At 70.0% G+C, this 18505-nt stretch carries 15 protein-coding genes and 2 tRNA genes; 10 read left to right on the forward strand and 7 right to left on the reverse strand.

What is annotated here, in order from left to right; all coding sequences use genetic code 11:
- The first annotated feature begins 33 nt into the window (after window positions 1-33).
- Window positions 34-4695, forward strand: coding sequence for an NAD-glutamate dehydrogenase domain-containing protein (locus ABD732_RS09195; RefSeq protein WP_344782885.1), 4662 nt, complete (start codon window positions 34-36; stop codon window positions 4693-4695).
- Between the two features lie 41 nt (window positions 4696-4736).
- Window positions 4737-5414, forward strand: a complete 678-nt coding sequence (locus ABD732_RS09200; RefSeq protein WP_344782887.1) for a DUF8185 domain-containing protein — start codon at window positions 4737-4739, stop codon at window positions 5412-5414.
- A 6-nt stretch (window positions 5415-5420) separates the two neighbouring features.
- Here the strand turns inward: ABD732_RS09200 and ABD732_RS09205 are convergent, their stop codons facing one another.
- Both ABD732_RS09205 and ABD732_RS09210 read right to left on the reverse strand, forming a co-directional pair.
- Complete coding sequence (locus tag ABD732_RS09205; protein ID WP_344782889.1) at window positions 5421-7061, reverse strand: glycoside hydrolase family 13 protein; 1641 nt, start codon at window positions 7059-7061, stop codon at window positions 5421-5423.
- Between the two features lie 12 nt (window positions 7062-7073).
- On the reverse strand, window positions 7074-7466 hold the full coding sequence (locus ABD732_RS09210; protein WP_344782891.1) for a globin: 393 nt from the start codon (window positions 7464-7466) through the stop codon (window positions 7074-7076).
- Window positions 7467-7629: 163 nt separating this feature from the next.
- On the opposite strand from ABD732_RS09210, the gene ctaJ reads away from it, so the two are divergent.
- Both ctaJ and ABD732_RS09220 read left to right on the forward strand, forming a co-directional pair.
- Window positions 7630-7851, forward strand: a complete 222-nt coding sequence (gene ctaJ / locus ABD732_RS09215) for an aa3-type cytochrome oxidase subunit CtaJ (protein ID WP_425553026.1) — start codon at window positions 7630-7632, stop codon at window positions 7849-7851.
- Window positions 7838-8350, forward strand: a complete 513-nt coding sequence (locus ABD732_RS09220; RefSeq protein ID WP_344782893.1) for a DUF5130 family protein — start codon at window positions 7838-7840, stop codon at window positions 8348-8350. The genes ctaJ and ABD732_RS09220 overlap by 14 nt, the downstream gene beginning before the upstream one ends.
- Window positions 8351-8420: 70 nt before the next feature.
- Here ABD732_RS09220 and pepN read toward each other — a convergent pair whose 3' ends face one another.
- Window positions 8421-11015, reverse strand: coding sequence for an aminopeptidase N (gene pepN, locus ABD732_RS09225; protein WP_344782895.1), 2595 nt, complete (start codon window positions 11013-11015; stop codon window positions 8421-8423).
- A 21-nt stretch (window positions 11016-11036) separates the two neighbouring features.
- Window positions 11037-11543, reverse strand: coding sequence for a hypothetical protein (locus ABD732_RS09230; RefSeq protein ID WP_344782897.1), 507 nt, complete (start codon window positions 11541-11543; stop codon window positions 11037-11039).
- A 112-nt stretch (window positions 11544-11655) separates the two neighbouring features.
- Here ABD732_RS09230 and ABD732_RS09235 point away from each other — a divergent pair, with 112 nt between their 5' ends.
- Window positions 11656-12264: a mycothiol-dependent nitroreductase Rv2466c family protein gene (locus ABD732_RS09235; protein ID WP_344782899.1), complete on the forward strand. Its 609-nt coding sequence runs from the start codon at window positions 11656-11658 to the stop codon at window positions 12262-12264.
- A 19-nt stretch (window positions 12265-12283) separates the two neighbouring features.
- On the opposite strand, the gene ABD732_RS09240 is transcribed toward ABD732_RS09235, so the two are convergent.
- Window positions 12284-13297, reverse strand: a complete 1014-nt coding sequence (locus ABD732_RS09240) for a M48 family metallopeptidase (protein WP_344782901.1) — start codon at window positions 13295-13297, stop codon at window positions 12284-12286.
- Between the two features lie 22 nt (window positions 13298-13319).
- Here ABD732_RS09240 and ABD732_RS09245 point away from each other — a divergent pair, with 22 nt between their 5' ends.
- The 3 genes from ABD732_RS09245 (at window position 13320) to ABD732_RS09255 (ending at window position 15645) form a co-directional block, all read left to right on the forward strand.
- Window positions 13320-13790, forward strand: a complete 471-nt coding sequence (locus tag ABD732_RS09245; RefSeq protein ID WP_344782903.1) for a ribose-5-phosphate isomerase — start codon at window positions 13320-13322, stop codon at window positions 13788-13790.
- 15 nt (window positions 13791-13805) lie between these two features.
- Window positions 13806-14651: an Fpg/Nei family DNA glycosylase gene (locus ABD732_RS09250; protein ID WP_344782905.1), complete on the forward strand. Its 846-nt coding sequence runs from the start codon at window positions 13806-13808 to the stop codon at window positions 14649-14651.
- Between the two features lie 100 nt (window positions 14652-14751).
- Entirely contained in the window at window positions 14752-15645 is an 894-nt protein-coding gene (locus ABD732_RS09255) for a cutinase family protein (protein ID WP_344782907.1), read from the forward strand.
- Between the two features lie 91 nt (window positions 15646-15736).
- Here the strand turns inward: ABD732_RS09255 and ABD732_RS09260 are convergent, their stop codons facing one another.
- Window positions 15737-16435 carry a L,D-transpeptidase gene (locus ABD732_RS09260; protein WP_344782908.1) on the reverse strand — a complete coding sequence of 233 codons (699 nt, stop codon included), beginning with the start codon at window positions 16433-16435 and terminating at the stop codon, window positions 15737-15739.
- Between the two features lie 345 nt (window positions 16436-16780).
- Window positions 16781-16851, reverse strand: a tRNA-Gly gene (locus tag ABD732_RS09265).
- Between the two features lie 150 nt (window positions 16852-17001).
- Here ABD732_RS09265 and ABD732_RS09270 point away from each other — a divergent pair.
- A tRNA-Pro gene (locus ABD732_RS09270) sits at window positions 17002-17078 on the forward strand.
- 47 nt (window positions 17079-17125) lie between these two features.
- On the forward strand, window positions 17126-18499 hold the full coding sequence (gene tig / locus ABD732_RS09275) for a trigger factor (protein WP_344782910.1): 1374 nt from the start codon (window positions 17126-17128) through the stop codon (window positions 18497-18499).
- The last annotated feature ends 6 nt before the right edge of the window (window positions 18500-18505 follow it).

Genomic DNA, 18505 nt, shown 5'->3' on the forward strand with positions numbered 1-18505 from the left:
CGGGGCTAGCCTGACGAGTGTCAGGAGGTGGCCATGACCGACGACCGCGGCACCGGGACGATTCCCGAGCACCTGATCCCGGGAGCGCTTCTGCGTTACGGCGGAGCAGCGGGCGATCGTGAGGCGCTCGCCCGGCATCTGGCGGTGGCCACGGTGCGCGCGCCGGACGGCTTCGTGGTCGACGCCGGACGTATCGGCGACGGCGTCCTGGAGATCATGGTGGTGGCCGCAGACGCGCCGCTGTTGGTGGAGTCGGTGCTCACCGTCGTCGACGCCGCCGATCTGACCGTCGAGGGGATCGACCATCCGATCATGCCGGTGCGCCGCGACGACGACGGCCGCCTGCTGCTGATCGGGGACGACCCCCAGGTGGAGGTGCCCGCCGGGGCCGGCCCGGTGATCGACGAGTCGTGGATCAGCGTGCGCGTCTTCGCCTCGGCCCTCTGCGATGCCGAGCAGGTGCGCACCGACGTGGCCCGGGCCGTGGGGCTGCTCGGCGCAGTGACCCGCGACGGGGAGGCGATGCGCACGGCGCTGGCCGGGCTCGCTGATTCGGCGATCGCCCCGGAGACCGAACGCAATGAGTACCGCGAACTGATCGGGTGGATCGCCGGCGGACCCAACTTCCATCTGGTGGGCTACGCGCGCGGCGACGGCAGCCCCGGCCTGGGTGTCTGGGCCGACCCGCAGACCATCCGACTGCAGCCCCTCCGGGAGGAACGCGACCGCCCGGTGATCGACCGCGTGTACCTGGAGACCGGCGTGCTGAGGACCCGGTACCCCGTGGTCCTGCGGTTCTTCGACGGGCACGTGGAGCACCAGTTCGTCGGCACCTTCACCTCGATCGGGGTGTACCAGTCGGTGCGGGAGATCCCGGTGGTGCGGCACAAGGTCTTCGCTGTTCTGAAAGCCCTTGGACTGGAAGAGGATTCGTTCAGCGGACTGGCGGCGATCGAGTTGCTCCAGACCTACCCGCTGTTCGCGTTGTTCGCCGCGTCCACCGCGGAGATCTCCCGGAGGCTCGCGGAACTGCTGACGGCGAACCTGGATCGCACGGTCCGCTTCTTCGCCCGCCTGTGTCACGACGGCCACACCGCGAGCGTGATCGCCTTCCTGCCGCGCGACCGCTACTCGACGGCGGTCCGCGCCCGGATCATCGAGTTCGCCGAACGCGAACTGGGCGGCTCCATCCCCGAGTTCGCGACGAGGCTCGCCGACGGCCCGCTCGCCCAGCTGCAGGTGATGCTGCGGGTGCGCGGCCTCTCCGAGAACGAGGACCTGAGCATCGGTTCGCCCACCTACACCCGGCTGGAGGGGCTGCTCAGTGAGGCGGTGCGGACGTGGGAGGACGACGTCCGGGAACTGACCGGCGCCGACGCGGTGGTATCCGGCCTGCTGCCGGCCGTCTCGACCCGATACCGGGAAGAGCGCGCGCCGTCGGGGGCTGCGCACGACCTGCCGATCGTGGCCGGGCTGGCCGCCGACGACGTCCATGTGGTACTGCGCTGCGCCGACGAGGTGCCCTGGACCTTCTCGCTCTACCTGGCCGGCCGGGATGCGGCGCTGACCGACGTGCTGCCGGTCCTGGCCAGTTTGGGACTGACGGTCCTCGACGAGCACCCGTACCGGGTGGACCGTGCAGACGGCCTCGGAGTGCGGATCTACGAGTTCGCGGTTCAGCCGGCCCCGCACGTGCACGCCGCCGAGACCCTCGGCAACGAGGAGCGCATCGCCGAGGCCTTCCGCCGGATGTGGGTGGGCCACACCGACGTCGACTCGCTGAACGAGCTGGTCCTGCGGGCGGGGCTCACCTGCGCCGAGGTCACGGTGCTGCGGACCTATGTGCGCTACCTGCAGCAGCTGGGGTTCGGCCACAGCATTGCGCATTTCGCCGAGGTCCTGGGCGAATACCGGGAGGTCACCCGGGCACTGGTCGCCCTCTTCCTGGCGACCTTCGACCCGGGGATCGACCCGGCGGCACGGGCACGCCGCGTCGAGGACGCACGAGGGCGGCTCGACGCCGAATTGGCGGCGGTCCTGAGCCTGGACGCCGACCGGGTGCTCTCGGCGCTCGCCGGCGCCATCGCAGCGACCCTGCGCACCAACTATTTCCGGCACGCCGATCCCGACTGCGCGCGCATCGACGGACGGTTCGCGCCCACGCTCGCACTGAAATTGGCCGTTCGTGACCTGCCGCAGGCACCCGCACCACGGCCCGAGTACGAGATCTTCGTGCACTCGGCACGGGTGGAAGGGGTGCATCTGCGCTTCGGCGCGGTGGCGCGCGGCGGCTGCCGGTGGTCCGACCGCCGGGAGGACTTCCGCACCGAGATCCTCGGCTTGGTGAAGGCGCAGGCGGTGAAGAACGCCGTGATCGTCCCCGCCGGAGCCAAGGGCGGTTTCGTGGTGCGGCGCCCACCCGCGGCCACCGGAGACGCCGGCGCCGACCAGGCTGCCCTGCGGGACGAGGGCATCGAGTGCTACCGCGCCTATGTGGCGGCACTGATCCAGTTGACCGACAACCTCGCCCACGCCGACGGGACCGTGGTGCCGCCGGCGGCGGTGGTCCGCAACGACGGCGACGACCCCTACCTGGTGATGGCCGCCGACAAGGGGACCGCCAGCTTCTCCGACATCGCCAACGCGATCGCCGCGGACTACCGGTTCTGGCTCGGCGACGCCTTCGCCTCGGGCGGCTCGGTCGGCTACGACCACAAGGCCATGGGCATCACCGCACGCGGCGCCTGGGAGGCGGTCAAACGGCACTTCGCGGAGATGGGCGTGGACACCCAGAGCGAGGAGTTCACCGCCGCCGGCATCGGCGACATGAGCGGCGACGTCTTCGGCAACGGCATGCTCGCCTCCCGCTGCACCAGACTGGTCGCGGCATTCGATCACCGGCACGTCTTCGTCGATCCCACCCCGGATCCGGAGGTCTCGTACCAGGAGCGGGCGCGGCTGTTCGCGCTGCCTCGATCGTCGTGGGCGGACTACCGTACAGCCCTGATCAGCGCCGGCGGCGGCGTCTGGTCGCGCGAGGTGAAGTCGATCCCGGTCAGTGCGCAGATGCGCGAAGCCCTCGGCCTGGACGGGGAGACGACGGCACTGGCGCCGCCCGAGCTGATCCGTGCGATCCTGCAGGCGCCGGTCGATCTGCTCTTCAACGGCGGCATCGGGACCTACATCCGGGCCTCTGACGAATCCGACAGCACCGTCGGCGACAAGGCCAACGATGCCGTCCGGGTGAGCGCGGACCGGTTGCGGGCCGAGGTGGTGGGCGAAGGCGGGAACCTGGGCGTCACCGAACGGGGCCGGGTGGAGGCCGACCTGTGCGGGGTGCGGATCAACACCGACGCGCTCGACAACTCCGCGGGCGTGGACTGCTCGGACCACGAGGTGAACATCAAGGTGCTGCTGGACTCACAGATCTCGGTGGGCGCACTGGATCCGGCCGAGCGCACCGGCCTGCTGGGGTCGATGACCGACGAAGTGGCGGGCCTGGTGCTGGCCGACAACATCGCACAGAACGCCGAGCTGGGCTGCGCGCGCCGCCGCGCCGACGACGAGGCCGACCTGTACGCCCGACTGCTGGCCCGGCTGGCGGCCGACGGCGTGGACCTGGCCTTGGAAACGCTGCCCACTCCCGAGGCGCTGGAGGAGCGCCGCGAATCCGAACTCGGTCGCGGTCTGACCAGCCCGGAGCTGGCGACGGTCATGGCCCACGTCAAGCTCGGAGCCAAAGCCGAACTGATCGCCTCATCGCTGCTCGACGGCGACGTCTTCGACCCGCTGGTGCACGCCTACTTCCCCCGGCCGCTGCGCAGCCGGTTCGCCGCCGGTATCGACGGTCACCGCCTGCGCAGGGAGATCGCCGCGACCTGCCTGGTGAACCAGATCGTCGACGACGGCGGAATGACGCACCTGTTCCGGATGACCGAGGCGACCACGGCCACCATCGAAGAGGCCGCCCGCGCCTATGCGGCCACCGCGCAGGTCTTCGGCCTCACCGACGAGATCGCCCGGCTGCGCAGCAGCGGCCTGGACGTGGCCCTGCTGGACGAGATGACCCAGCGTGACCGGACCCTGCTCTCGCGCGCCTCCCGCTGGTTCCTGGAACACCGGCCGCAGCCGCTGGCGATCGCCGCCGAGGTGCGCCGGTACAGCGTGGTGGCCGACCTGACACCGAAGATGGACCTGTGGGCCCGGCCCACCATCGCGGCCGCGATCGATTCGGCCGCAACCGATTTCGTGAGTCGCGGCGCCGGACCCGAGCTGGCGAGGCAGGTGGCGAGGGCGCCGTTCCGGCTGCACCTGCTCGACATCGCCGATCTCGCCGAGGTGGCCGACCGCGATCTCGACGAAGTGGGCGACCTGGCCTTCGCGGTCCTCGAACACTTCGCCATCGACGAGCTGCTCGAGGCGGTCGGTTCCCAGCTTCGGGCGGACCGGTGGCATCTGCTGGCGCGGCTGGCCTTGCGCGACGATCTGCACTCGCTGGTCCGCACGCTGACGCTGGCGATCCTGCGGCTGTCGGAGCCGGGGGAGAGCGCCGAGACCAAGATCGCCGACTGGGAGTCCTCGCGGAGCACCACGCTCGCGCGTGTGCGGGCCACGGTCGACGACGTCAAGGCCTCCGACGATCCCGGGATCGCGGGTCTGACGGTCGCCGTGCGGGCCCTGCGTAGTGTGGTCTGAGGAGTCGGACCAGCGGTACGGATGAATGGGGAGGTACCCGGGTGAGCGGACTGATCGTGGCCGCGGCGAGCGATCGCGGCGATGCCGCCGCCTTCGTCGCCCGGGCCTCCCGGGTGGACGATTCCGGGGTGATCCGGCTCAAGCAGCGCACCGACGGTCGCGTCGGGCTGTGGGTGCGAACCGGTTTCGACGTGCTCGCCACCCGGTCGGTCTTCGGGACGGTGGAACCGTCGGACGTGGTGGCCGACGTCGGGGCGATGGCGGCGTCCCTGGCCGGCGACGACGCCCCGGTGGCTCTCGGCTTCGCGCTGCCGGCCGCCTGGCGCGGTGCGCTGCCCGGCGTCGACGGCTTCACCCACCTCGACGACGTCCCGGCCCGCGAGCTGATCGACGTGGCCCGCCGAGGGACGCGCGTGGCCCGAGACGAGTCCGGAGCACTCGGCCCGGCCTCGTCGCTGCTCGATCAGGAGGTGATCGAGGTGACCTCGGAGGCCGCGGCGCAGACGGCCGCCATCACCATGCGCGCGGTGTTCGCGCTCACCGCGATGGGCTTCGTGCGGGATGCGCGCGGCCATGAGATCAGTGAGGACTCCCCGCTCGAGGCCATCGCCGAGGCCGAGCCGGTTCGCGTCCGGGTGAGCCCGGCGTGGGTGCGGGTGGATGCCCGCTACGGCTCGGTGTACCAGCGGCAGGCCGTACTCGGCGTGTCGGTGCTCTGAGGGGCCTCAGACCAGCCAGGCGGCCGAGTTCGGTGCCAGCATGCCCTGCTCCAGCGGAAGACTGACCAGCAGGATCTCGCCGTGGGGGAGTGGCACCGGGGAGTCGGTGGTGTTCAGCGCGCAGATCAGGCCGCCGGGCCGGCGGAAGGCCAGGCAGCCGTCCGGGGCGCCGTACCACTGGACGTCGTCACCGCTGAATTCCGGACGCGCATAACGTAATTCGATCGCCTGCCGGTACAGCGACAGGGTGGAGTACAGGTTCTCCAACTGCACCTCGACGGTGAAACGTCCCCAGTCCGCGGGCATCGGCAGCCAGGTGTCCGGGGTGCTGCTGAAGCCGTACGGCGGCTCGTCGCCCTCCCACGGCATCGGCACCCGGCAGCCGTCGCGGCCGCGGTCGGTGTGCCCGGAGCGGGCCCACACCGGATCGACCAGCGCCTCGTCGGGCAGGGTCGCGTTCGGCAGACCCAGCTCGGCGCCGTTGTAGATGAACACGGTGCCCGGCAGGGCGAGTTCGACCAGCGCCATCGCGCGGGCCCGGGCGATGCCGATGCCCAGCGCGTTCTCGGCGGACCAGGCGTCCTCACCGGCCTCGGCAGGCGCCGGCGGGGTGTAGCGGGTCACCTCGCGCTCGACGTCGTGATTGGACAGGGTCCACGTGGGCACCGCGCCCACCGCGTGCACGGCCGCCAGCGACTCGGTGATCGCCTCACCGATCGCGGCCGCCTCGAAGGGGACGGTGGCCAGCCGGAAGTTGAAACCGAGGTGCAGTTCGTCGGGGCGGACGTACTTGGCGAACTCGTCGTTGGAGTCCACCCACACTTCGCCGACGTTCGCGGTACCCGGGTACTGGTCCATCACCGCGCGGATGCGGCGGTGGATGTGGTGCACCTCGTCGTTGTTGAAGCGGGGATCGTCGTCGGTGTGCTTGAGGATCACCGCGGGGGTCTCCATGTCGGGCAGCCCGGGCGCCTTGGCCATGCCGTGGGCCACGTCGATCCGGAAGCCGTCGACGCCGCGATCGAGCCAGAAACGCATGGTGCGCTCCAGGTCGGCCATCACCTCGGGGTTGTCCCAGTTGAGGTCGGGCTGTTCGGGCGCGAACAGATGCAGGTACCACTCGCCGAGTTCGCCGTCGGCCTCGCGGATCCGGCTCCACGCCGGACCGCCGAAGACACTGGTCCAGTTGTTGGGCGGCAGTTCGCCGTGTTCGCCGCGGCCGGGCCGGAAGATGTAGCGGTCGCGTTCGGGGCTGCCCGGCGCCGCGCCGAGCGCGGCGGAGAACCACGCGTGCTGGTCGCTGGTGTGGTTGGGCACCAGATCCATCGTGACCCGCAGATCACGGTCGTGCGCTTCGGCGATCAGCTCGTCGAAGGTCGCCAGATCGCCGAAGAGCGGGTCGACGGCGCGTGGATCGGACACGTCGTAGCCGTGGTCGGCCATCGGTGACCGCATGATCGGCGAAAGCCAGATCGCGTCCACGCCAAGCAGTTCCAGGTAGCCGAGCTTGTCGATGATTCCGGCCAGATCACCGACGCCGTCGCCGTTCAGGTCGGAGAACGACCGCGGATAGATCTGATACACCACGGCCTTCGACCACCACTCGTCAGCGGGGCTCACCACGGGATTCACGATGTCTGCGCTCACCCGGGCATTGTTTCACATCGGGCTGTTCATGAGGGACTGCGCAGCTGCATGGAGGTATTCGGTCAGCCGGGCACGGTGTTCGTCGTCGAGGACGTCGGACGGCACCGAGGCGACGGCGATGTCCATGCACCGCAGCCAGGCGTCCCGTTCGAGGGGGCCGATCTTGTACGGCACGTGCCGCATGCGCAGGCGCGGATGGCCGCGTTCCTGCGAGTAGGTGTGCGGTCCACCCCAGTACTGCTCCAGAAACATGCGCAGCCGGCGCTCGGCGCCGTGCAGGTCCTCTTCGGGATACAGCGGCAGCAACACTTCGTCGTCGGCCACCTCCGCGTAGAAGCGTTCGGTGATCGCCCGGAAGGTCGCCTCGCCCCCGACTTGCTCGTAAAAGGTGTTCACGACATCCATTGTTCCCCATCTACGACGCGCTGTAGGCCCTCCGCACACGGGGCGGGGCCGGGTGGGTTAAATTGGACGGGACAGGCGGCCCGCATCCCGCGGGCTCCAAGCGCCCGCCGACGGGTCGCTCGTGGAAAGGCTGACAGTGGAAGACTGGGTCGTCCCCATCGGAATGATCGTGATCATTCTGGTCTCGATCTCCGTGCTCGCATGCGTGGTCTCGATGCTCTTCTCTTCGGGCGTCCGCCGCCCGAAGGTTCCGGAGTACACCCTGGACCAGGAGTGGACGCGCGCCCCCGCGCTCTTCAGTGCGACCGAGATCGAGCCCATGGCACTGCCGCGGCACTTCGAGCCGGCCGATACCGAGGGAGGGTATGCAAGTGGCAAGTGGTGACACCAAGCGCGAAGTCGCTCAGCAGCAGGGCGGCGTGGTCGACCTCGCCGGCTTCTACAACGACGAGGGGCTGCCGCTGGGCGCCGCCGTCACCGCGAGTGGCCGGATCTCCACCGCGCTGTTCCCGGGGGCGACCTTCGACACCCCGCCGTTCACCCGCGACGAGCTGATCGCTCTCGACGAGGCCCTCCGCGACGCGAGCAACCTGGCCGAGGTCCGGTTCTCGGTGTACATCGGGAACCTCGGCGACGACGTGGTGGCCGACGCCCGCGGCATCCTGGCCAAGGCGCCGGAGCCGGCGTACGGCACGCTGATCGCGGTCTCGCCGAACACCCACGAGGTGGCGGTGGTCTCCGGTTCGGAGGTGGCCGGCCGCGTCAACGACCGCGTCGCCGAACTCGGGGTGACCGCTGCGATCTCCGCGTTCAAGAACAATCAGCTGATCGACGGTCTGGTCTCCGCGCTGCGCGTGATGGCCACGGCGGTCGCCCGGCCCTGACGCCAGAGCCCTAGACCACTCGGGCCCCCGACCTGCGAAGGTCGGGGGCCCGAGTGGTCTCGCGAGCAGCTCAGCGCGCGTCGAAGGCGCGGGCCCGCAGGGCGCGTTCGACGCCGGCACGGCCTTCGACGATGAGGCGTGCCAGGGCCGGGGGCACGTCGGGGGCCGCCAGGAAGGCGTCCGCCGCGGCCAGCGCCGCCTCGCTGACGTCCCAGGACGGGTACAGGCCGACCACCACGGTCTGCGCCACCTCGCTGGTTCGCCGCGCCCAGAGGCCGGCGACGTCGGCGAAGTAGCGGGCCGTGTACGGCAACAGCAGTTCGGCCTGGCCGGGCCGGTTGAGACCCTCCACGATCGAGCGCACCGTCACGTTGGCGACCGAGTCGTCGGTGAAGGCGGTCGTCCAGGCGGCCTCCTTGGCGTCGGGCACCGGTCGCGCGGCCCGGGCGGCCTCCGCGTGCCGGGCACCGGCCGCGGTGTTGTCGCGCGCGGCCTCGGCGTCGATCACCGGCGTGATCCCGTCCTGCGTGGGTAGCGCGCCGGCGGCGGCCAGCGCCTTGACGATCCTCCAGCGCAGTTCGGCATCCAGGGTGAGCCCCGCCAGCCCGTACTCCTCCGGCGCCTGGCCGTCGAGGAGGCCGCGCCACAGGTCCACCTGGTCCTGGTTCACCACACCGCCGAGGAGGGCGTTGACGAAGGCGAGCTGATGATCGGAACCGGCCTCGGCCGCGCGGGCCAGGTCCAGCAGCGCGGCGGCGAAAGCGGGCCGGCCGGTGGCCTCGGCCCACTGCGGTTCGGCGTAGGCCTCCAGCGCGGTGGCCGCCTGCAGCAGGACCCGCTGCACCACCCCCACCTCGGTCTCGGCGCCGATCCCGGCCGACACCAGCGTCACGAAGTCGCGGGCACGCATCTCGGCCTGCCGCGTCATCTCCCACGCCGCCGACCACACCAGGGTGCGCGGCATCGAGTCGGCGATGTCGCCGACTCTCGCCGTCGCGGTGGCCAGCGACTCGGGATCCAGGCGCACCGAGGCGTAGGTGAGGTCGTCGTCGTTCAGCAGGATCAGGGCGCCGCGCGGCACACCGATCAGGTCGGGTACCTCGGTGCGCGGGCCGTCGACGTCGATCTCCACACTGTGCGTGCGGACCAGGCGGCCCTGGGCATCGTCGTCGTAGACGCCGATCCGCATACGGTGCACACGCGTCTCACCGGCCCCCGGCTCGGCGCCGTCCTGCAGCACGGCGAAGCCGCTGAACCGGCCGTCGCCGTCCAGGGTGAACTCCGGGCGCAGGACGTTGATGCCGGTGGTCTTGAGCCACTGTGCGCCCCAGTCGGACAGGTCCCGGCCGGAGGCGCGCTCGAGGGCGCCGACCAGGTCGGCGAAGGTGGCGTTGCCGAAGCGGTGCTCGGCGAAGTACTCGCGCAGCCCGGTGAGGAAGGGCTCCAGGCCGACATAGGCGACCAGTTGCTTGAGCACCGAGGCGCCCTTGGCGTAGGTGATGCCGTCGAAGTTCACCTCGACGGCGGCGATGTCGGGGATGTCGGCGGCGATCGGATGCGTCGACGGCAACTGGTCCTGCCGGTACGCCCACGACTTCTCCACGTTGGCGAAGGTGGTCCAGGCGTTGGTGTACTCGGTGGCCTCCACCTGTGAGAGCACCGAGGCGAAGGTCGCGAACGACTCGTTGAGCCACAGGTCGTCCCACCACTGCATGGTGACCAGATCGCCGAACCACATGTGCGCCATCTCATGCAGGATGGTCTCGGCGCGGCGCTCGTAGAGGTAACGGGTCACCCGGGACCGGAAGACGTAATCCTCCAGGAAGGTGACCGCGCCGGCGTTCTCCATGGCGCCCGCGTTGAACTCGGGGACGAACAGCTGGTCGTACTTTCCGAAGGCGTACGGGATGCCGAAGGTGCGGTGGTAGAAGCCGAAGCCCTGCTTGGTCTCGGTGAATAGCCGGTCGGCGTCCATGAACTCGGCCAGCGAGGCGCGGCAGTACAGGCCGAGCGGGATGGTGCCGTGCTCGTCGACGTACTCGTCGGTCCAGGTGGCGTACGGGCCGGCGATCAGAGCGACCAGATAGGTGCTCATCACCTCGGTGGTGGCGAAGACGTGCTCGACGGCGCCGCCGGCGGCGGGGGCCGCTTCGGTCTCGGCCCCGTTGGAGATCACCTGCCAGCCGGTGGGCGCGATCACCCGCAGCGAGTAGGTGGCCTTGAGATCCGGCTGGTCGAAGCAGGCGAACATCCGCTTGGCATCGGCGGTCTCGAACTGGGAGTACAGGTATACCGCGCCGTCGGCGGGGTCGACGAAACGGTGCAGGCCTTCGCCGGTGTTGGAGTAGGCGCAGTCGGCCACCACTGTCAGCTCGTTCTGCGCGGCCAGATCGGTCAGCGTCAGGCCGACGGACTCGTCGTATCCGGCCACGTCGAGTGAGGTGCCGTTCAGCTCCGCCGACAGCAGGTCCGGGGCCACCAGGTCGATGAAGGTCTGCGCGCCCGGCTCCGCGGTGAACGTGACCGTGGTGCGCGAGCGGAATGTCTCCTCGCCCGGGGCGTCGGTGCCGTCGGCGGTCAGATCCAGGTCGATGCGGTAATTCTGGACGTCGATGGTGGCGGCGCGCTCCCGGGCGGCCGCGCGGGTCAGATTCGGTGCAGTCACCTCACCGACTGTAGTCCCGGGTCAGGGGGCGGTGAAGGTCCCCACACCGGGCAGCGACGGTTGGCCGGCGTTCGGATACGCGCCCGATCCGATCAGGTGGATGCTGACCATCACCTGGCCCGAGCCGGTGGGCACGTCCCGTGAGGTCGGGGTGGGATCGAGGAAGTGCGGGCACGGTTTGACGGTGGCGGTGCCGCTGCGGCCGTTGGTGACGTTGATCCAGTTCACCGCCACCAGCGCGCCGCCGCCGGTGGCCGAACAGGTCTCCGGGGGTGCGGGCGCAGCCAGCCGCGTGACGCCGCGTTGGTCGGTGGTGGCGGCGGTGACGTTGCCCAGCACCGGCATCGGCACCACGAGGCCGCTGAACTGCAGTCCGACGGCCGGCCACTGCAGCACCGAGACCGGTGCGGCGGCGATGGTGACCGGCGGCGGCTCGGCCTGTGCCGGGGCGTGGGCCAGTGCCGCCCCGGCGACGGCAGCGGCGGCCGCGACAGAGCAGGCGATGGGGAGGGTCTTGCGTGAATTCATGACGGCGTCCTCGGGTGGTGTGCGGTCCGTCCCGACCCTGCTCACCACGCTAGTCAGCGGCCCGGGTGACGGCAACCACACGCGGGCGGCGTCTGGTGATTGAATGGGAGCCATGGCTGATCGCGATCGTGTGGATTTCTGGTTCGACCCGTTGTGCCCGTGGTGCTGGATCACCTCGCGCTGGATCCTCGAAGCCGCACAAGTGCGGCCCATCGACGTCCGGTTCCATCTGATGAGCCTGGCGATCCTGAACGAGGGCAAAGACATTCCCGACGCGTACCGCGACATGCTCAAGGACGCCATGGAGCCGGTGCGCGTGCTGGCGGCCGCGGCCGACCGGCACGGAGACGAGGTCCTCGCGCCCCTCTACGAGGCGATGGGAACCATCCGGCACACCAACGGCAGCCACGACTTCACCTCGATGATCACCGAGTCGCTGGCCGCCGCTGGTCTGGAGGCCGATCTGGCGCAGGCCGCCTCCTCCACCGACTACGACGCTGAGATCCGGGCGAGTCATCACCGGGGGATGGACAAGGTGGGCGACGACGTCGGCACCCCGACCATCCACGTCAACGACATCGCCTTCTTCGGCCCGGTGCTGTCGCGGATCCCGCGCGGCGAGGACGCCGGGAAGGTGTGGGACGGGGTGGTGGCGCTCGCGAGCTACCCGCACTTCTTCGAACTCAAGCGCTCGCGCCACGAGAATCCCGAGTTCGACTGAGCGGCCGCGAGCCCGGGCGCTAGAACTTGGGCGGGGCGACGAGCCCGTTGGGCAGACTGCCCGGCGCCGGTTCGGCCGGCGGCGGGGGAGTCGGGATGTCGACGATGTGGCCGCTGCCCACGCCGCGCGTGGCCTTGCGCGGGCGCAGCACGATCGCCCCGGCCCGGGTCCGGTCGCGCAGCGCCGCCGCGCGCCAGGTGAGCACCGGATGCGTGGACAGCAGGTTCACCAGCGTGACGAAGAACCCCTTCTCCTGCACGGCGCGGTCGGCGAACTGGTCGAAGTCGACGGCGCTGAGCATGTACTTGCCCGCCGACATCAGTCCGATCGCCGGCGGCGCCCCGGCCGGACGGGTGTAGTAGCCGTAGTTGTCGGCGGTGTACTCCTGGGCGCGAGACAGGGTGGTTCCCAGGATCGGCACCGACATCAGAGTGCCGGTGAACAACTGCCGCCAGTACGAGGTGTGCCCGGCGGCGATGTGACCGACCTCGTGACCGATGATGAACTCGAGAGCCTCCGGGCTGCGCGCGGTGCCGCCGACCTCGAACAGGTCCGAGTAGATGACGATGTAGCGCCGGAAACCGTGACCGGACGCGAAGGCGTTGATCGCACCGTTCCCGTTGACCACGTAGCCGTCGGGGACGTAGTGCAGCCCGTAGCGGGCGGCGGCGGCGACCAGCATCGCGTAGCCCTCGGGAAACTGGGTGGGCGTCATCTGCACCGCGCCGACGCGCTGCTGGGCGTACATCAGGCCGCGGGCGAAGAGCACCACCAACGGCAACGCCAGAATCAGCAGGAAGTAGTCGCTGATCGAGCCGCCGGCGACCAGCACGATGACGGTGACGTAGCCGCCGAGGCTGAGTAGAAGCAGCAGGACCAGCATCGGGATCTCCCACGGATGGAAGCGAGGCTTCCCCGAGTAGACCGCGGGCGGCCGCCAGACGGCATCCGGGCCGGGCTGATACTCCGGCGGCGCGAGCACCTGGGGATCGGGCACACCGGGGACTGAGGGGATGGGCGCGTGGGTATCCACCCCACCAATCTATAGTGGCCGCATGCGGATTTACCTGGGTGCCGACCATGCCGGATTCGAGCGCAAGAACGAGATCGCCGACCATCTGCGGGCCGCTGGCCACGAAGTGGTCGATTGCGGTGCTCACGAGTACGACGCGCTCGACGACTACCCGCCGTTCTGCATCGCGGCGGCCGAGCGGGTCGTCGCAGATCCGGGCAGCCTGGGCATCGTGCTCGGCGGCAGTGGCAACGGCGAGCAGATCGCCGCCAACAAGGTTCCCGGTGCGCGCTGCGCGCTGGCCTGGAGCGTGGAGACCGCGACCCTGGCCCGCGAACACAACAACGCCCAGCTGATCGGGATCGGCGGCCGCATGCACTCCACGGAGGAGGCACTGGCGATCGTCGACGCCTTCGTGGCGGCTCCGTGGTCGGACGAGGAGCGCCACCAGCGCCGCATCGACCTGCTGGCCGACTACGAGCGCACCGGCGAGAACCACCTGCCGCAGGCCTGACCCCGCGGCCGCCGGATGCCCGAGGGACACGCGCTGCACCGGCTCGCCCGGCGACAGCAACAGCAGTTCGGTGGCCAGCGGCTCCAGGTCAGCAGTCCGCAGGGCCGGTTCGGTCCGGAGGCGGCGCTGCTGGACGGTCTGGTGTTCCGCGCCGCCGACGCCTGGGGCAAACACCTGATCTACACCTTCGGCGGCCCCGAGCCCGACCCCGATGAGGCCGGCTCGCGCCCGGCGCGCACCGCCGCGCCGCGGCTGGTGCACATTCACCTCGGGATCTACGGTGCCTTCACCGAGGAGGACCTGCCGATGCCCGAGCCGACAGGCCAGGTGCGCCTGCGCATGGTCGGCGACACGATGGGCCTGGATCTGCGCGGCCCCAACGCCTGCGAGCTGTACACGCCGCACGACCTCGAGGCGCTCATCGGCCGGCTCGGCCCGGACCCGCTGCGCGCCGACGCCGATCCGGGCCGGGCGCAGGCCGCGATCGCCAGGTCGCGCCGGCCGATCGGTTCGTTGCTGATGGACCAGAAGGTGATCGCCGGCGTCGGGAACATCTACCGTGCCGAGGTGCTCTTCCGGGCGGGGATCGATCCACTGCGTCCGGGAACGTCGGTCACCGGCGCCGAGTTCGAGGAGATCTGGGCCGACCTGCTGGCGCTGATGCCGGTCGGTGTGGAGCACGGGCGGATCCACGTGATCCGGCCCGAGCACGATCACGGCGCACCCGCCTACGCCCCGGACCGGCCCCGCACCTACGTGTACCGCCGCGCCGGTGAACCCTGCCGCGTCTGCGGTGCGCCGATCGCCTGGCGCGAACTGGAGGGCCGCAACCTCTTCTGGTGCCCCGGCTGCCAGAAGTGATTCCCCCGGGCGACGGCCCCGCTCCGCAGTCGCGAGGTTCTCAGCCGATGTTCAGAGACTTGCCCGGGCCGCTCCCAGACGCGACGCGCACAGTGGAGACATGACCACGACCGCAGTGACGGTCCTCGCCGTCGGCGGGACCGGAGAGTCCTTTCCCGACGACGACCGCACCGAGGTGACCGGCATGCTCGCCGCGGTCACCGACGACCTCGACGAGCGTTTCCGCGCCCGCTGGGTGCCCTATCCGGCGAGCTACGGGCCCAGTCCGCGCCTGGACGGGGAGAGCTACCAGACCAGCGTCTGCGCCGGTGTCGTCGCCCTCGCCCGTGCCGTGGAGCAGGCCGTCGCCGCAGACCCGGAGGCGGCCGTGATGCTGATCGGGTACTCGCAGGGGGCCGTGGTGATCCGGACGCTGCTGGCGCATCCGTCATCGCACCACCTGCTGTCGGCGATCTGCGCGGTCGGCTTCGTCGCCGACCCGCATCAGCCGCCCGGCGTGGTGGCCGGTTGCGACGGCTGGGGTGTGGCCGGACCGGGGCCGGAGCTGCCGGGCGGGCTGCCCGCATTCTGGGTCGGTGCGGCCGAAGACATGATCTGCAATGCCAGCCCGGACTCCCTGATCCGCGATGTCGCCGACCTGTCCGGTGTGCTGTCGGTGGGCCAGTTGCGTCGCTGGGCCGGCGACGTCTGCGCGCGGGTGCGCGCGGCGGACCTGCAGAACGCGGCCGCCACCCGGGTCTCGCCCAGCCAGTGGCGCCGCGACGTGCACCGCCTGGCGGTGGCCGCGCGCGAGGTGCGCGGCTATCTGCCGTCGGCGCTGCGGGCGGGCAGCCTGCGCTGGGAGAACCCGCGCGGCGGCCGGCACGTCTCCTACGACAGCGAGCCGTATCGGCGCGCCCCGCTCACCGACCCGGACACCACCGGCTGCCAGGCCCTCGCGCACTGGATGCAGGTACAGGCAACGTTGGGGGAGCGTCGAATCGCGGCCGCGTGAGGCCCGTTCACCGACCCCGGATGCGAAATGAGGCTCCTCCCGAATACGGGAGGAGCCTCATTGCGTCTAGGCGGGATCAGCCAGCCGGCGATCAGCCGTTGTACTGGCCGCCCACGGTGCCGCGCACGACGATCGGCGTGCCGGTGCCGATGTTGTCGTACACCCACTTGCCGTTCTCGGTGCTCACGTTCAGGCAGCCGTGGCTGACGTTGGTGTTGCCCTGCTGGGCCACCGACCACGGAGCTGCGTGGATGAAAATGCCCGAGTTGGACATCCGGGTGGCGTACTCGACATAGGTGCGGTAACCCTCGGGCGAGTCGATCGGCACACCGTAGGTGGAGCTGTCCATGTACATGTCACGGTACTTCTCCATGGTGCGGTAGGTGCCGTTCGGAGTCGGGTGCTTGTCCGAGCCCATCGACAGCGGCATCTTCTTGATGAACTCGCCGTTCTTCCACCAGTAGATGGTCTTGTCACCGTCGACGGCCAGCGCGACGTACCCGGTCGGGGTCTTCACGTTCGGCATGGCCGGCACACCCGGCTCAGCCGGCTGGGTCGACTTCGGCGACGGCTTGTTCGGCGTCCGCTCCGGAGAGGTGGGCGGAGTCGGGAGTTCAGGGAGCTCGGGCACGTCGATGGTCGGACCACCCGGGAAGATGGTGACCTTGCTGGCCGGCTCTGCGTGAGCGGCGGCCGGAAGTGCCAGGGACAGGGCGGCGGCGCTGACTGCGACGGCTACGAGGCGGGCAGTAACGGTCTTACGTCGGCCCGAAGACTTGGCTGAAAACACTGTGGTCAAAACCTTCGTTCGTGGTCATGGATGACGTCCCCCCGAGACGTACAGGAAGCATCGTTACACAACTGTTGTGATCGAGCCAACCGAATGTGCGAGGCGACCTCGCTGAGAATGAGCGAATCTGGCTGGTCCGGCCTGGTCGACCTCGGTCGATAGCGAAACCGGTCACATCGGTGTGTCGGGCCCTCTCCGGGTCCGAGATCGCTGCATTCCACGCTAACACGGCCGGAAACGGCGGCCCGGGAACCGTATCCGCCGGCGGCGGCGTGACGTGGACCGAGGGAGGCCCCAGAACGAAGCCCGGCCAGTGGAGATTCCACTGGCCGGGCGTTCGATACGAGCGGGTGACGGGAATCGAACCCGCGTAGCTAGTTTGGAAGACTAGGGCTCTACCATTGAGCTACACCCGCGTTGCGCGCGGTCGACATCAGTCGGCCGTCCCGCGAGCACAGACTCTACGTGACCGACTTTCGGTCGGCAAAAGCCCGCCCGCGTTCGTGGGATCGCAGCAGTGACCCGTACTATGTGCTGTTGGTCGCGTCGAGAGTTGCCGCGGGCCGCGGGATGTGGCGCAGCTTGGTAGCGCATCCGCTTTGGGAGCGGAGGGTCGCAGGTTCAAATCCTGTCATCCCGACCACACTCAAGACACCGACGAGCACAGTAACCAAAAGGAGCACCAACGTCGTGAAGAGCACCGTCGAGCAGCTGAGCCCGACCCGAGTCAAGCTGAATGTCGAGGTTCCGTTCGAGGAGCTGTCCGGCGACTTCGACCGGGCCTACCAGACGCTGGCCCAGCAGATCCGTATCCCGGGATTCCGTCCCGGCAAGGCGCCCGCCAAGATCATCGAGGCCCGGGTCGGTCGCGACACCGTGCTCGAGCAGGTCGTCAACGACGCGCTGCCGGGCAAGTATTCGGAGGCACTGGCCGAGTCCGAGGTCAACGCCATCAGCCAGCCCGAGATCGAGCTGGGCGACCTGGTCTACGGCGAGCCGCTCACCTTCAGCGCCGTCGTCGACACCCGCCCGGAGATCACCCTCCCGGACTTCGCGTCCCTGTCGGTCGAGGTCGACCCGATCGAGGTCAGCGACGCCGACGTCGAAGAAGAGCTGGAGACGCTGCGTCAGCGGTTCGGCACCCTGGCCGGTGTCGACCGCGGCGTGCAGAACGGCGACTTCGTGTCGCTGGACCTGTCGGCCACGGTGAACGGCGAGGCCGTCCCGGACGCCGCCACCGAGGGCCTGTCCCACGAGGTCGGCAACGGCGACCTGATCGACGGCCTCGACGAGGCCATCACCGGCCTCAAGGCCGGGGAGAGCACCGAGTTCACCACCACGCTGATCGCCGGCGAGCACGCCGGCGCCGAGGCCGTGGTCAGTGCCACCGTGCAGTCGGTCAAGGAGCGCGAGCTGCCCGAGCTGGACGAGGAGTTCGTTCAGATGGCCAGCGAATTCGACACCGTCGACGAGCTGCGCGAGGACCTGCGCCGCCAGGCCTCCGAGGCCAAGAAGTACGAGCAGGCCGGCAGCATCCGCGACGCGGTGCTCGACCAGCTGCTCGAAGAGGTCGAGTTCCCGCTGCCGGAGAAGGTCGTCGAAGACGAGGTCGAGGCCACCCAGCACCAGCTGGTCCATGCGCTCGGTCACGACGACGAGCAGGTCAACCGCTTCCTGGAGGCTCAGGGCAAGACCCGCGAGGAGTGGGACGCCGAGGCCAAGGAGACCGCGGAGAAGTCGGTGCGCACCCAGCTGCTGCTGGACGCGATCGCCGACGCCGCCGAGACCGAGGTGGACCAGAACGAGCTGACCCAGCAGATCATCATGCAGGCCCAGCGCTACGGCATGCCGCCGCAGGAGTTCATCCAGCAGCTGCAGAACGCCAACCAGATCGGCGCCCTGTACGCCGACGTCCGCCGCAACAAGGCGCTCGCCTCGGTGATCGGCGACGTCACCGTCAAGGACACCAACGGAGAGGTCATCGACACCGAGACCTTCTTCGGCACCCCGGACGCCGAGGGCGAGGACGCCCAGGCCGACGACGCCGAGGACGAGCAGGCCTGACGCCGC

It is taken from the genome of Gordonia caeni, from assembly GCF_039537105.1.
GTDB classification, from domain to species: domain Bacteria; phylum Actinomycetota; class Actinomycetes; order Mycobacteriales; family Mycobacteriaceae; genus Gordonia; species Gordonia caeni.